Origin of the sequence: Faecalibacterium sp. i25-0019-C1, assembly GCF_042854225.1 — a bacterium.
Lineage (GTDB): Bacteria > Bacillota > Clostridia > Oscillospirales > Ruminococcaceae > Faecalibacterium > Faecalibacterium taiwanense.
In genome coordinates this window covers 2,777,686-2,790,910 of sequence record NZ_AP031428.1, presented here as the reverse complement: position 1 = coordinate 2,790,910, position 13,225 = coordinate 2,777,686, and the positions used below count along the sequence as shown (strand labels likewise).

Here is a 13,225-nt window from a genome sequence, read left to right as displayed (position 1 = left end):
TAAGTACAGAAAGCCCCCGCTCTGGGGGCGAGAGGAAAAAGGAAAATCACCATGCAAAAGACCATCTGGATCACTGGCGCAAGCTCCGGCATCGGGCAGGAGTTTGCACGCCGCTATGCAAAGCTGGGCTGCCGGCTCATCCTGACCGCCCGCCGCACCGACCGGCTGGAAGCGCTGGCCGCAAAACTGGGCACGCCCTGCCGCATCCTGCCTGCCGATCTTGCAAAGGAAGAGGACTGCCAGCGCCTTTTCAAGGAGCTGGAGGGGGAGACCATTGATATCTTTATCAACAACGCGGGCTTTGGCGTGTGCGGCAGCTATCTGGAGACCGACGACGCCCGGGAAGAGGAAATGATCCGGGTGAATGTGGAAGCCATGGCGCGGCTGTTCCGCTTTGCGGTGCGCAGGATGCACGCGGCAGGCGGCGGCACCATCCTGAACGTGGCGTCCTCGGCGGGGCTGCTGCCCGGCGGGCCCTATATGGCGGGCTACTATGCCAGCAAGGCCTATGTGGTCAGCCTGACCCGGGGCGTTGCCCGGGAGCTGCAGGAGCTGCACAGCCCGGTCTACGTGTGTGCGCTCTGCCCGGGGCCGGTGGATACCGAGTTCAACGACCGGGCGGGGGTGGTGTTTGCCCTCAAGGGCATCACGCCGGAGTTCTGCGTACAGGAAGCCATGCACGGCATGATGCACCGCAGGATCATCATTGTGCCCTCGGCTTTTATGCGGGCATGCACCACGGCGCAGAAGCTGCTGCCCGCCTCCCTGCTGATGCCCATTGTGGCACGGCAGCAGAAAAAGAAGCTGGGATGATATTCTGGATGGCTTAAGATGGCTCTTGTCAACAAGCCCAAATTTTTCCGCCGAAATTGTGCGCACCGCTAATGACTGAAACCGTGTATACAAGAAAAACCCGGGTTTTTGCAGCTTTGCACGACTTTTCACGAAAAAATTTCCCGGAAAATTAAAAATACAGCAAAAATGCAGAAGAAAATGCCTTGACAGAGCCCAAAAAGAATGTTACCCTGTATACAAGAAGGATGCTAAAATCGAGAGTTCGGCTTTCTGAGCGTCCTGCAGAGCAAAAACGGGGCTTCCCCGCAAAGGAACAATTTGATTGGAGGACTCTATTATGGCACAGTGCACTCCCAAATCTTTTGATCTGACCGGCAAGGTCGCGCTGATCACCGGCGCATCTTATGGCATCGGCATGGCTATTGCAAAGGCAATGGCAGCCAACGGTGCAACCATCGTGTTCAACGACATCAAGCAGGAGCTGGTGGATAAGGGCATCGCTGCTTACACAGAAGCAGGCATCAAGGCTCACGGCTACGTCTGCGACGTGACCGATGAGGATGCCGTCAACGCCATGGTGGCAAAGATCACCGAGGAAGTTGGCCACATCAACATTCTGGTCAACAACGCCGGTATCATCAAGCGCATCCCCATGACCGAGATGAGCGCTGCTCAGTTCCGTCAGGTCATCGATGTTGACCTGAACGCTCCCTTCATCGTGGCAAAGGCCATCATCCCCGACATGATCGCACAGGGCGGCGGCAAGATCATCAACATCTGCTCCATGATGAGCGAGCTGGGCCGTGAGACCGTCTCCGCCTACGCTGCAGCCAAGGGCGGCCTGAAGATGCTCACCAAGAACATCGCTTCTGAGTACGGCGCATACAACATCCAGTGCAACGGCATTGGACCCGGCTACATCGCTACCCCGCAGACCGCACCTCTGCGCGAGATCCAGCCCGACGGCAGCCGTCATCCCTTCGACCAGTTCATCGTTGCCAAGACCCCCGCAGGCCGCTGGGGCGAGGCAGAGGATCTGGGCGGACCTGCTGTCTTCCTGGCATCTGAGGCTTCTGACTTTGTCAATGGCCTGATCCTGTACGTCGATGGCGGCATTCTGGCTTACATCGGCAAGCAGCCCCAGTAATGGCTGAGGATATCCCAAAGGACTGAGCACGGCGGCAGCCGGGCAGGCTTTGCCTGCTGGCTGCCGCTTTTTGTGTTTGTATGGGAAAGGATGTTGTGTTATAATGGAAAAACAGCATAAAGACGCAGTATGGGTGCCCCATGCCGAGATCGAGCCGGAGGTGTGCGGCAAGGGCGTAAAGCGCCGCATTCTGGCCTACAGCAAGGATGCCATGTGCGTGGAAAATACCTTTGAGACCGGCGGTGTGGGTGCCATGCACTGCCACCCGCACACGCAGGTCACCTACATCGTCTCCGGCCGCTACCGCTTTACCATCGGCGACGAGACCCGCGAGGTGGGCCCCGGCGACACCCTGCTCAAGCAGGACGGCGTGATGCACGGCTGTGTGTGTCTGGAAGGCGGCGTGATGCTGGACTTCTTTACCCCCATGCGCGAGGACTTTGTATAACACCTGCACCTGCAGGAGAAGATCATAAAAGGAGAAGAAACTACTATGAAGATTGCACTCATCAACGAGAACAGTCAGGCCGCCAAGAATGGCATCATTGAAGCTGCCCTGAAAAAGGTGGTGGAGCCCATGGGCCACGAGGTGGTCAACTACGGCATGTACGCTGCCGACGATGCTGCCCAGCTGACCTATGTGCAGTGTGGCATTCTGGCTGCCATCCTGCTGAACAGCGGCGCGGCCGATTACGTCATCACCGGCTGCGGCACCGGCGAGGGTGCCATGCTGGCTCTGAACAGCTTCCCCGGCGTGATCTGCGGCCATGTGGAGGACCCTGTGGATGCCTACACCTTTGCCCACGTGAACGACGGCAACGCCGTTGCCATGCCGTTTGCCAAGGGCTTCGGCTGGGGCGGTGAGCTGAACCTTGAGTACTGCTTCGAGAAACTGTTCGGCTTCGGCCACGGTCAGGGCTACCCCAAGGAGCGCGTGGAGCCTGAGCAGCGCAACAAGAAAATTCTGGACGGCGTGCGTGCCGCTACCTTCAAGCCGCTGATCGAGTGCCTGAAGAGCATCGATCAGGACCTGCTGAAGGGCGCTGTGGCCGGTGCAAAGTTCAGCGAGCTGTTCTTCGCCTCCTGCAAGGACGAGGAGCTGGCAGCATACGTCAAGACGCTGCTGTAAGAGGATGCTGCTATGGGCTGGCTTTATCATCTGAACGCAGGCGTTACCCATGGACTGGAAGGCTTTCTGGAGACCGCAGTGCCCATGATCGCGGGCCTTGCCGAAGTGATCGGTCTGTTTATCATCGTCACCAGTCTTATCAAGGCCACCTACCACTATGTGCGGGCGACCTTCTTCCATGACCACCATGATTTCCACCACGAGATGAGCAGCGGCCTGACCACGGCGCTGGAATTCCTGATGTCGGCGGAGATCGCAAAGACCTTCCTTTTGCAGAATCTGGAGTCGGTGGTGCCGTTGGCTGCTACCTTTGCACTGCGCGCCATGATGAGCTTGATGCTGCACTGGGAAATGCAGGGCGGACACCGCTCCGGCCGCAAAAAAGCGGAAAACGACACAGAAGCGGAAAAGAATGACTAGTGCGCAGCTGAAAACAGAGTTTTGCCAAACTTTTGCCGTGATAACTTTCTTTGCGTTGTGAAAAACGTAAAACCTTGACATGCTGGGTATCCGTAAAACAGTTTTCGAAAAATGACACGGCAACTGCCTGTCAGGATTGGTTACGGAGTACCCGGCTAGGCCGAGGAAGCATCAAGTCCCATGTCCGCACCGTTAAGGTGTTGGGTATGGGGCTTTTTGCATTTCAGGAACGTATACACCTCTGGAAAGGTGTAACACACTAGACTTTGTACCAAAGTCGTGTGCCAAGGGTGCTGCGCCCCTTTGGAATCCCTGCTTACATCGCCTGTGGGCGATGTAGATTCGCCGCACAGAAAGCTCTCACAAAAGGCACACCCGGCTGTCTGCGGCGAGGAGAAGGCACTTCTGCGGAAGTGTAATAACCCACTATGACACTTTCATCCCTGTGGTCTGCAAAGTGTAGTGGGCTCTCCGAGGGGGAAACGGCTATATAGGGTGCGCTTCGGGCAAATCGCTGCGTACGTGCGTACCAATCTCTCGTACGCACGTACGCAGTAAAACGGCTAAAATCTCCTATATAGGGGTGTTCTTCTGGAAATCAATATGATATACTCAACTTAACCAACCATCAACTAATAGGAGGCGGTAATATTATGGGAAAAACTTTTGTGTGTAGCTTATGCCGTAATGGAATCATTGGCGGTGGTTTGTACATTGATGAACAGAGCATTACATATTCAACTCAAAAGCTCACAGTCAGTCCACTGTATCGCAACCTTGTATTGCCCATGAACGAGATAAGGGAGCTTTCATGGAGTCAGATGGTCGTTCCTGTTGCAGCAATTTCCATGAAAGATGGAGAATGTTATAAATTTATCATATATAACAAATCAGGATTTGAAAAGGCATATAAGCAATATAGCAACCACCAAGAATGAAATCACCTAGCAGGGTTTGGGGCAGGCACGCCCCAACAAGAAACAGTCCCAAAGGGGACAGGAAATTTTCGAGTATTGAAAATTTGTGGCCACGGGACGATTCTTGCTCTCACGAAAACCCATATTTTTTGAAAAAACGCTTTCCGCAGCCAAAGGAGGATGCACCATGAAAAAAGAGATCGAAGCCTTTGTCAACGCAGCCAACGAGCAGGAGTTGGAAGCCGCATGGAACAACCTCTCGGCAGAGGAACAGCGAGTTTTCGAGCAACTCATGGAGGAAGACTCACCCGAAGATGCACTGGCATTTTTCGCCCAGCTGTATGACGATGCCCCGAAAGAGCAGACCAGCGAGACTGTGAGCATCTCCGAAAATGAAATCTACTTCAAGCGGAAGCCCTTGACCGAAGAGCAGAAGAAACACGGCTCTTATGTGGACGAGAACGGCAACCTCCATGTCAAGAACCTGTCCGCTTTCTGGATTCCGGAACTGACCACCACGGAGAAAGTCGGTCACACCACCTACACCGTGACCGGCAGCTATGAGGGCAAGGAATCCTTTTTGAAGAAGCTGGAGCGCATTGTTGCCAAGAACGCCCAGCAAAAATTTGAAGATGAGGGTGCAGACGAATGACAACTGCGCCCAATTCTGCTATACTTGACCCGGTAACCAATCCTGTACTGACAGTTGCTCCACAGAGTAAGGAGGACACAACAATGTCTGGAGCAACGAATAAGATCACCGCACTTTACTGCCGGCTGTCGCAAGAGGACGCACGGCTCGGCGAAAGCCTGTCCATTGAGAACCAGAAGGTCATCCTTCTGGAATACGCCAAAAAGAACCACTTCCCGAACCCGGTGTTCTTTGTGGATGATGGCTACTCCGGCACGAACTATGACCGTCCCGGCTTTCAGAGTATGCTGGTCGAGATCGAAGCAGGGCGTGTAGGAATCGTTATCACGAAGGATTTGTCCCGACTGGGGCGCAATTCTGCCTTGACTGGTCTGTACACCAACTTCACCTTTCCCCAGTATGGCGTTCGCTACATCGCCATTAACGACAACTACGACACCATTGACCCGAACAGCGTAAACAACGATTTTGCGGGCATTAAGAACTGGTTCAACGAGTTTTACGCCCGCGATACCAGCCGCAAGATTCGGGCCGTTCAGAAGGCCAAGGGAGAGCGTGGAGTACCGCTGACGGTTAATGTTCCGTACGGCTATGTAAAAGACCCGGAGAACCCGAAGCATTGGCTTGTTGACCCGGAAGCGGCTGCGATTGTGAAGCGCATCTTCTCCATGTGCATGGAGGGACGTGGGCCGACCCAAATTGCGAACCAACTGTGGGCAGATAAAGTTCTGACTCCTACCGCCTACAAGTTGAGCCATGGCCGGAGCACAAACGCACCTGCCCCGGAAGACCCTTATCGCTGGGATAAAAGAGCAGTAAGTTTGATTCTGGAACGCCGGGAGTACACTGGCTGCACAGTCAACTTCAAGACCTATACTAACTCTATCTGGGATAAAAAGAGACATCTGAATCCTGTGGAAAATCAGGCTATCTTCCCGGATACACATGAGCGCATTATTGACGATGATGTGTTTGAAAAGGTTCAGGAGATTCGCAGCCAGCGTCACCGTATGACCCGAACAGGCAAGAGCAGCATTTTCTCCGGTATGGTCTACTGCGCTGACTGCGGTTCCAAGATGCAATATGGTTCGTCCAATAACAGGGACTTCAGTCAAGACTTCTTTGATTGCTCTCTGCACAAGAAGAACGGGAGCAAGTGCAAGGGACATTTCATCCGGGTAAAGGTTCTGGAAGGACGTGTGCTGAGTCATGTTCAGCGGGTGACGGACTACATTCTCCGTCATGAAAACTACTTCCGCAAGGTCATGGAGGAGCAGCTTCGTGTGGAAAGCAGCGAAAAGCTGACCGTCCTGAAGAAGCAGCTTGCCCGGAATGAGAAGCGGATTGTAGACCTCAAACGGCTGTTCATGAAAATCTACGAGGACAACGCCAATGGAAAGCTGAGCGATGACCGCTTCGACATGATGAGCCAGAGCTACGATGCCGAACAGAAGCAGCTGGAAGAGGAATCCCTCTCTATCCAACAGGAAATCGAAGTACAGGAACAGCAAATCGAGAATATTGAAAAATTCGTCCAGAAAGCGCACAAGTACGTTCATATTGAAGAACTCACTCCCTATGCTCTCCGTGAACTGGTGTCGGCTATCTATGTAGATGCCCCGGATAAGTCCAGCGGAAAGCGGGTGCAGCACATCCATATCAAGTACGACGGGCTGGGGTACATCCCTCTGGATGAACTGGAAGCAAAAGAAAAGGCGTGACCGAAGTCACGCCAAATCTTCCCCATTTAGGGAACTTTTGCAAATACTGTTTTATGGGAACTCTGCTCTTGAGCCCTTGACACTTTTGCACAAAGGGACTATACTCTTGCCATCGAAAGCAAAGGCGCTGACGGAATTGATTCCGCCAGCGCCTTTTGTGTTTTCGGGGATATTGCCGCTCGGGGGAGGATAGAGGGTCTCCCGAGTGCAAATGAAGCGTTCCTGCGTGCGATCGGCACGGGGAACACCGCACACGCCAAAAGGTTCTGGTGGCCTTGCGGCATCACATTCGTGGGAGGTATGGAAAGTTATGTTCAGCTCCGTCAACACCTGTTGGACGCTCGTGGGAGCGTTCCTTGTCTACTTCATGCAGGCGGGCTTCGCCTTGTGCGAAGCCGGTTTCACCCGTGCCAAGAACACCGGTAATATTCTGATGAAGAATATGATGGACTTCTGCATCGGCACCCCGTGCTACTGGATCATCGGCTTTGGCCTGATGTTCGGCGGCACCGGCGCACTGATCGGCGGCTTCGACCCGTTCATTCAGGGCGATTACAGCCATCTGGGTCTGGATATCCCGCTGTGGGTCTACATCGTGTTCCAGACCGTGTTCTGCGCAACGGCTGCCACCATCGTTTCCGGCTCCATGGCCGAACGCACCAACTTCAAGGCTTACTGCGTTTATTCCGCTGCGATCTCGCTGGTGGTCTACCCCATCTGCGGCCACTGGATGTGGGGCGGCGGCTGGCTGCAGAGCATGGGCTTCCATGATTTTGCAGGCTCTGCAGCAGTCCACAATGTGGGCGGTGTCATCGCTCTGCTGGGAGCATGGATGCTGGGTCCCCGCATCGGCAAGTACGACAAGAACGGCAAGCCTCACGCCATTCCCGGCCACAACCTGACCGCCGGTGCTCTGGGCGTGTTCATCCTGTGGTTCTGCTGGTTCGGCTTCAACGGCGGTTCTTCTCTGAGCCTTGCCACCGACGAGGCCATGACCATGACCGGTCTGGTCTGCTTCAATACCAACCTTGCTGCAGCCGTTGCCACCTGTGTGACCATGATTTTTACCTGGCTGCGCTACGGAAAGCCCGATGTTTCCATGACCCTGAACGGTTCTCTGGCCGGTCTGGTGGCAATCACTGCAGGCTGCGATACCGTTTCTCCCTTCGGCGCATTCTTCATCGGCTTTGTGGCCGGCTTGCTCGTTGTTCTGAGCGTTGAGTTTTTCGATAACATCGCCAAGGTGGATGACCCTGTTGGTGCAGTTTCCGTCCACTTTGCAAACGGCGTGTGGGGCACCATTGCGGTGGGCCTGTTCTCCACCGGTGCCAACACTGAGCACGCAGGTCTCTTCTACGGCGGCGGTCTGGCACAGCTGGGCACCCAGCTGCTGGGCCTCGTTACCGTTGATATCTACGTTGTCGTTGTGATGTTCATTATCTTCAAGCTCATCGATAAGTTCATCGGCCTGCGCGTTCCCGCAGAGGTGGAGATCGACGGTCTGGATATCCACGAGCATGGTCTGGCATCCGCTTACGCTGGTTTCTCCATCTCCGATGCAAACTCTGCTGCCATGGTGCCCAACGAGAACACCGACCTCGGCGAGGACGATGTGACCAAGGCCACCGACAAGCAGATCAGCGCTGCCGTTCCTGTGGTGCGCGAGCCTTCGCCCGTGATCCACGATGGCGTGTACGACACCGGTATGCACAAGGTGTCCATCATTGCAAAGCTTTCCAAGTTCGATCAGCTCAAGACCGCCCTCAACGATCTGGGCGTTACCGGCATGACCGTCACTCAGGTGATGGGCTGCGGCATCCAGAAGGGCACTTCCGAGAAGTACCGCGGCGTGCCTGTGGATACCACCCTGCTGCCCAAGATCAAGGTGGAGGTGATCGTCTCCAAGATCAGCGTGGACGCTGTGGTGGAGGCCGCCAAGAAGGCACTGTACACCGGACACATCGGCGACGGCAAGATCTTTGTGTACAACGTGACCCGCGTGGTCAAGATCCGCACCGGCGAAGAGGACTTTGCCGCCCTGCAGGATGTGGAGTAAAGCTCCAAAATCTCTAATGGCAACCAAATCAAAAGCCCCGCTTCTGCGCACAAAGAAGCGGGGCTTTTGACATTTGTTTTACCGGGTATGTAAAAGTTGTATAATATCCTTTGCCGTTCTTTGGTTGACATTGATAGAAAAACATGTTATGTTTTGGCGCATATAGACAAAATCAGATCGAAAATAAGAGAGGTGCGGGGAAGAAACATGTGGAAAATAAAGGAATGGTTCCTGCATTATAAGGAAGCGATCCGGGTCTCGCTTCTGGCGCTGTTCCGGTGGACGCTTCTGGCCGTGTGCACCGGCGTGCTGTGCGGCGGCATCGGAACGCTGTTCCATCTGGCAGTGGAATGGGTGACCGAGCAGCGCACGGAGCATGTCTGGCTGCTATGGCTTCTGCCTGCGGCGGGCATCGCCATCACGGCTCTGTATAAGGCGACGGGCTGTGTCGGCAAGGGCACCAACGATGTGCTGCGGGCCGTGCAGGACGGCAGCTCGGTGACGCCGTGGCTGGTCCCGGCCATCTTTCTGGGCACTGTGCTCACCCATCTGTGCGGCGGCTCGGCCGGCCGCGAGGGCGCAGCGCTGCAGATGGGCGGCAGCATCGGCTGGAATATCGGCCGGGTGCTGCACTTCAACAATCATGACTGCCGCACGGCTACCGTGTGCGGCATGGCGGCATTTTTTTCGGCGCTGTTCGGTACGCCGCTGACCGCGACCCTGTTTGCGATGATGGTGGTGGATGTGGGTCTGATGCTGACCGTGGCCTTCGTGCCGGGCTTTCTGGCGGCGCTCATTGCATACAGCATCTCGCTGAAGGCCGGCGTTGCGCCCACACGGTTTGTGATGGAAGCACCGCCGCTGGATGCCCGGACGGTGGTGCGCACCGCCGTGCTGGCCATGTGCTGTGCGGTGGTGGCGGTGATTTTCTGCCAGATGCTGCACTTTTTTGAGCATGAGATTCCCAAACTGCTGCCGAATCCGTGGGTGCGGGCTGCTGCAGGCGGTGCGGCTGTGGTGGCGCTGTCCTACCTGATGGGGGTGGGCCGCTATAACGGTGCCGGCATGGATGTCATTATGGATGCCGTTGAGCTGGAGCAGGCTCTGCCGTGGGACTTTGTGTGCAAAATGGTGCTTACAGTGCTGACCCTGAGCGTGGGCTTCAAGGGCGGCGAAGTGGTGCCGAGCTTTTACATCGGCGCAACGTTTGGCTGCGTGGTGGGACCGCTGCTGGGGCTCCCGGCGGGCTTTTCTGCTGCCGTGGGTCTGGTGTGCGTGTTCTGCGGGGCGACCAATACGCTGGTGGCTTCCATTGTGCTGGCGGCTGAGCTGTTCAGCGGGGCCGGGTTTGAGCTGATGGCGCTGGCCTGCGGCCTGAGCTATATGTTCTCCGGCTATCACAGCCTGTACTCCAGTCAGGGATTCCGCACCAGCAAGCTTTTTTCGGAATTCCTGCAGCCGAAGGAAGAAAAATGAAGAAAAAATTTCATGGCTGCGTCTCTTGATTTTTTCCGCGGGACGTGCTACAATCAGCGTAGTTTCATCCTGTAAAAGCGATGATGCGGACAAACTGAGTTCCCGTTTCTCCATGACCCAGAGAGGGCTGCCCCGCAAGGGCGCTGCAAGCAGCCTGTCATGTGCCGGAGCTCTACCACCGCAGAGCGCAGAGGAGAACCTCTGCCGGGTGCGCCCGTTACAGCACAGCGAGTGGCACGCAGAGGCGTGCAATTCGGGTGGAACCGTGGAACGTTTCTGATTTTTTCAGGCGCTTCATCCCGTGAGTAAGTGTGCGGGATGAAGCGCTTTTTTGTTTTACTTTATCTGTCAAAGGAGCAAACATTATGAAGATCATCTATAAGGACGGTCATGTGGACGAGTGCCCGCAGGATCAGGAACTGCACGTTATCCGCCACACCGCAGCCCACATCATGGCGCAGGCCATCAAGCGCCTGTATCCGCAGGCTGATTTCGCCTTCGGCCCCGCTACCGAGAACGGCTTCTACTACGATGTCGATCTGGGCGACCAGAAGCTCAGCGACGAGGATCTGGCAAACATCGAAAAAGAGATGCGCAAGATCGTCAAGGAGAATTTGCCCATCAAGCCCTTCATCCTGCCCCGCGCCGAGGCCGTGAAGCTGATGGAAGAGCGCAAGGAAAACTACAAGATCGAGCACATGGCGGATCTGGCCGATGAGACCGAGTTCAGCTTCTTCCAGCAGGGCGAGTACGTGGATATGTGCATCGGACCCCACCTGACCTACACCAAGGCGCTGAAGGCCTTCAAGATCACCCAGCAGTCCGGCGCATACTGGAAGAACGACAAGGAAAACAAGATGCTCACCCGCATCAATGGCGTGGCCTTCCGCAATCAGGAAGAGCTGGACGCATGGGAGAAGGAGCAGCAGGAGGCCCGTGAGCGCGATCACCGCAAGATCGGCAAGGAAATGGGCCTGTTCATGACCGACGATCTGGTTGGCCGCGGCCTGCCCATGTTCCTGCCCGCAGGCTACACCGTCTGGCAGGAGCTGGAGAACTATATCAAGGAGAAGGAGCGTGCACGCGGCTACCTGCACGTTATGACTCCCTGCATCGGCACTGTGAACCTGTATAAGACCTCCGGTCACTGGGATCACTACCGTGAGAACATGTTCCCCGCCATGGAGATGGAGGGCGAGAGCTATGTTCTGCGCCCGATGAACTGCCCCCACCACATGATGATCTACGCAAATCGTCCCCATTCTTACCGTGACCTGCCCATGCGCATCGGTGAGATCGCCCACGATTTCCGTTACGAGTCCTCCGGCACCCTGAAGGGCATCGAGCGCGGCCGTCACTTCTGCCAGAACGATGCTCACCTGTTCTGCACCCCGGAGCAGATCAAGAGCGAGGTCGCAAACGTGTGCGACCTGATCTTTGAGGTGTACAAGGACTTCAACATTACCGATTACCGCTGCGTGCTGAGCCTGCGTGATCCTGCCGATAAGAAGAAGTACCACGACGATGATGCCATGTGGAACCATGCAGAGCAGGCCCTGCGCGAAGTGCTGACCGAGCTGGGCATCCACTTCACCGAGGAGATCGGCGAGGCTGCCTTCTACGGCCCCAAGCTGGACGTGAACGTCAAGCCCGCCGTGGGTGCCGAGTACACCCTGTCCACCTGCCAGCTGGACTTCTGCCTGCCCGCAAAGTTCCACCTGACCTACGTGGACAAGGACGGCACCGAAAAGACCCCCGTGGTGCTGCACCGCGCCATCCTGGGCTCTCTGGACCGCTTCATGGCTTACCTGATCGAAGAGACCAAGGGCAAGTTCCCCACCTGGCTGGCTCCCACGCAGGTCAAGGTGCTGCCCGTCTCCGAAAAGACGCTGGATTACGCCGAGGGCGTGACCGAAAAGCTGGTGGAAGCCGGTGTCCGTGTTGTGCTGGACGACGACAACCAGAAGATCGGCTACAAGATCCGCGAGGCACAGCAGGTGGACCGTGTGCCTTATATGCTGGTTCTGGGTGCCAAGGAAGCCGAGGCAGGCAACATCTCGGTGCGTGACCGCAAGGGCGAGACCACCACGATGGAGCTGGATGTATTCATCGCAAAGGTGACTGCCGAGATCCGCAACCGCAGCCTGTAAGCAGACACTGCAAAACACAAAGCGCCGCTTTCCCGGCAGGGGAGAGCGGCGCTTTTTTGCTGCAGCGAAACGCCAAAGGCCGCTGCTCAAATGGAAACAGCGGCCTTTGGCGTTGGATGCTTTATAAAAAGGAAATCAGGCATTTTCCTTCTGGACGCTCTTGACGGCCAGAGCCTTGGCGGGCTTCATCAGCAGCACGCACACGCCGTTGAAGAGAACGGAACCCACGATGAAGGTGATGAAGAACTGGGGCAGGTGGGTGGCCAGAGCGGTGGTGTCGATGCAGGCCACAGTCAGGTAGGCAAAGCCCACGTTGTTCAGCACCTTGGGTGCGTAGGGGTGCAGGATGATGAGGATGAACAGCACCACGGCCAGCGGGATGAGGAAGCCGAAGAAGCTGCCCAGCACCGGGGTCAGGGCCGTGATGGAAAGCAGAGCGATCACAGTGAGGATCAGACCCACAAGACCACCCAGCTCAACGGTGACGAAGCGATCCTTCACATCGCCTTCCAGCGTGAACATCATGATATTGCTCAGAAAGATCAGCCAGCTGTACTCCAGGCCGGTCACATGGATGATGGCATTGGCGATCAGGATCCACACCAGCAGCATCAGGCGGAAATACAGCAGAAAGCGCTTGGTAACGGCTTCATTCATGATAAAATACCTCTTTCTTGATCGTGTTGGAAAGCTTTGCTTTCACTAAAGGACACTTTTTGACAGGTAAAACCTGCATTGACGCCGTCATTATACAATATTTAC

The 13,225-nt window shown here is 55.8% G+C and carries 12 protein-coding genes; 11 read left to right on the top strand and 1 reads right to left on the bottom strand.

Features of this window, described 5'->3' with window-relative positions; all coding sequences use genetic code 11:
• The first annotated feature begins 51 nt into the window (after positions 1-51).
• The 11 genes from ACGHUK_RS13750 to thrS all read left to right on the top strand — a co-directional run bounded on the left by ACGHUK_RS13750 (position 52) and on the right by thrS (position 12,463).
• Positions 52-813, top strand: a complete 762-nt coding sequence (locus tag ACGHUK_RS13750; protein ID WP_005938331.1) for an SDR family oxidoreductase — start codon at positions 52-54, stop codon at positions 811-813.
• Positions 814-1,132: 319 nt separating this feature from the next.
• Positions 1,133-1,942, top strand: coding sequence for a gluconate 5-dehydrogenase (locus ACGHUK_RS13745; protein WP_005938335.1), 810 nt, complete (start codon positions 1,133-1,135; stop codon positions 1,940-1,942).
• 103 nt (positions 1,943-2,045) lie between these two features.
• Positions 2,046-2,390, top strand: a complete 345-nt coding sequence (locus tag ACGHUK_RS13740; protein ID WP_005938337.1) for a cupin domain-containing protein — start codon at positions 2,046-2,048, stop codon at positions 2,388-2,390.
• Positions 2,391-2,435: 45 nt separating this feature from the next.
• Positions 2,436-3,071, top strand: a complete 636-nt coding sequence (locus ACGHUK_RS13735) for an RpiB/LacA/LacB family sugar-phosphate isomerase (protein WP_097781014.1) — start codon at positions 2,436-2,438, stop codon at positions 3,069-3,071.
• Between the two features lie 12 nt (positions 3,072-3,083).
• On the top strand, positions 3,084-3,491 hold the full coding sequence (locus tag ACGHUK_RS13730) for a DUF1622 domain-containing protein (protein ID WP_154256464.1): 408 nt from the start codon (positions 3,084-3,086) through the stop codon (positions 3,489-3,491).
• Positions 3,492-4,144: 653 nt separating this feature from the next.
• Positions 4,145-4,429: a hypothetical protein gene (locus tag ACGHUK_RS13725; RefSeq protein ID WP_015538118.1), complete on the top strand. Its 285-nt coding sequence runs from the start codon at positions 4,145-4,147 to the stop codon at positions 4,427-4,429.
• A 166-nt stretch (positions 4,430-4,595) separates the two neighbouring features.
• The gene (locus tag ACGHUK_RS13720; RefSeq protein WP_097774989.1) at positions 4,596-5,060 is read left to right on the top strand and encodes a hypothetical protein; all 465 of its coding nucleotides are present in this window, start codon (positions 4,596-4,598) and stop codon (positions 5,058-5,060) included.
• 83 nt (positions 5,061-5,143) lie between these two features.
• Complete coding sequence (locus ACGHUK_RS13715) at positions 5,144-6,781, top strand: recombinase family protein (protein WP_223474817.1); 1,638 nt, start codon at positions 5,144-5,146, stop codon at positions 6,779-6,781.
• Positions 6,782-7,091: 310 nt separating this feature from the next.
• Positions 7,092-8,837 (top strand): ammonium transporter, encoded by a 1,746-nt coding sequence (locus ACGHUK_RS13710; RefSeq protein ID WP_097774182.1) that lies wholly within the window; start codon positions 7,092-7,094, stop codon positions 8,835-8,837.
• Positions 8,838-9,044: 207 nt separating this feature from the next.
• A complete protein-coding gene (locus ACGHUK_RS13705; RefSeq protein ID WP_390574522.1) occupies positions 9,045-10,313 on the top strand; it encodes a chloride channel protein in 1,269 nt (422 codons plus the stop codon).
• Positions 10,314-10,678: 365 nt separating this feature from the next.
• The gene (thrS, locus tag ACGHUK_RS13700; protein ID WP_390574521.1) at positions 10,679-12,463 is read left to right on the top strand and encodes a threonine--tRNA ligase; all 1,785 of its coding nucleotides are present in this window, start codon (positions 10,679-10,681) and stop codon (positions 12,461-12,463) included.
• A gap of 135 nt (positions 12,464-12,598) precedes the next feature.
• Here the strand turns inward: thrS and ACGHUK_RS13695 are convergent, their stop codons facing one another.
• Complete coding sequence (locus ACGHUK_RS13695; RefSeq protein WP_337679955.1) at positions 12,599-13,120, bottom strand: hypothetical protein; 522 nt, start codon at positions 13,118-13,120, stop codon at positions 12,599-12,601.
• Positions 13,121-13,225 lie beyond the last annotated feature (105 nt).

Coding starts and splice junctions, on each gene's coding strand:
- ACGHUK_RS13745 (WP_005938335.1), top strand. CDS start 1,133: ATGGCACAGTGCACTCCCAAATCTTTTGATCTGACCGGCAAGGTCGCG.
- ACGHUK_RS13695 (WP_337679955.1), bottom strand. CDS start 13,120: ATGAATGAAGCCGTTACCAAGCGCTTTCTGCTGTATTTCCGCCTGATG.
- ACGHUK_RS13750 (WP_005938331.1), top strand. CDS start 52: ATGCAAAAGACCATCTGGATCACTGGCGCAAGCTCCGGCATCGGGCAG.
- ACGHUK_RS13725 (WP_015538118.1), top strand. CDS start 4,145: ATGGGAAAAACTTTTGTGTGTAGCTTATGCCGTAATGGAATCATTGGC.
- ACGHUK_RS13720 (WP_097774989.1), top strand. CDS start 4,596: ATGAAAAAAGAGATCGAAGCCTTTGTCAACGCAGCCAACGAGCAGGAG.
- ACGHUK_RS13730 (WP_154256464.1), top strand. CDS start 3,084: ATGGGCTGGCTTTATCATCTGAACGCAGGCGTTACCCATGGACTGGAA.
- ACGHUK_RS13705 (WP_390574522.1), top strand. CDS start 9,045: ATGTGGAAAATAAAGGAATGGTTCCTGCATTATAAGGAAGCGATCCGG.
- ACGHUK_RS13710 (WP_097774182.1), top strand. CDS start 7,092: ATGTTCAGCTCCGTCAACACCTGTTGGACGCTCGTGGGAGCGTTCCTT.
- thrS (WP_390574521.1), top strand. CDS start 10,679: ATGAAGATCATCTATAAGGACGGTCATGTGGACGAGTGCCCGCAGGAT.
- ACGHUK_RS13735 (WP_097781014.1), top strand. CDS start 2,436: ATGAAGATTGCACTCATCAACGAGAACAGTCAGGCCGCCAAGAATGGC.
- ACGHUK_RS13715 (WP_223474817.1), top strand. CDS start 5,144: ATGTCTGGAGCAACGAATAAGATCACCGCACTTTACTGCCGGCTGTCG.
- ACGHUK_RS13740 (WP_005938337.1), top strand. CDS start 2,046: ATGGAAAAACAGCATAAAGACGCAGTATGGGTGCCCCATGCCGAGATC.